General features: G+C 60.6%; 2 protein-coding genes. One reads left to right on the top strand and one right to left on the bottom strand.

Going from position 1 to position 795, the window contains the following annotated elements; genetic code table 11:
• Window positions 1-420: polyprenyl synthetase family protein (locus ACWTU8_RS31695; protein ID WP_455851235.1), on the bottom strand; the 420-nt coding region annotated here is incomplete at its 3' end.
• A gap of 203 nt (window positions 421-623) precedes the next feature.
• Here ACWTU8_RS31695 and ACWTU8_RS31690 point away from each other — a divergent pair.
• On the top strand, window positions 624-795 hold a 172-nt coding region (locus tag ACWTU8_RS31690), incomplete at its 3' end, for a putative signal transducing protein (protein WP_455851236.1).

The following is a 795-nucleotide window of genomic DNA, read 5'->3' as shown; positions in this document are numbered from 1 at the left end:
GACATCGACCATCATGCGGAAGGCCTGGCCGAGCAGGAAATCGCCAACCAGCACGCTCGCCTGGTTGCCCCAGATCATGCGGGCAGTTTTCTTACCGCGGCGCATGCCGCTTTCGTCGACGACGTCGTCGTGGAGAAGCGTCGCGGTGTGCATGAACTCGACCGAGGTGGCGAGCTTGACATGGCCCTCGCCGGCATAGCCGAACATCTGCGCGGCGGCGAGCGTCAGCATCGGCCTCAGTCGCTTGCCGCCTGACGAGATCAGGTGGTTGGCGACCTCCGGAATCATCTCGACGTCGGAGCCGGCCTTGGACAGGATCAATTCGTTGACGCGTCCCATATCGGCGGCCGTCAGATCGATCAGATCCTTGATGGAGGCGGGCTCCCGCTTCCCGTTTTCGATGTTGAGAACGACACCCACGACAACCACTCCCGTCTTGTTATAACGCGTGCGACGGCACCCTTAATCCCGATCCAGACTCTAGGGCGGCGGACACAGCCACGGCAAGTGGCGAATTGGCGCGGCGTCGGCGACAGCCTGTCAACAGGCATGGGAGGGAGTGAGGCTCTGCCACAGAATCCCCGCCCGTTTACATCAATGGCGCAAACTGCGAGTTTCATACGATGATAGAACTTGTCCGCACCAACGATGCCGTGATCATCTCCTTCGTCGAATCGCTGATGCGCGACGCCGGTATCGCCTGCTTTGTCGCCGATCAGAATATGAGCATTCTCGAAGGGTCGATCGGGCTTTTGCAGAAGCGCGTCATGGTCGATGCCGACCAGGCCGATGTCG

Source organism: Mesorhizobium sp. BHbdii (genome assembly GCF_053848045.1).
This window is presented reverse-complemented; position numbering and strand designations above follow the sequence as displayed.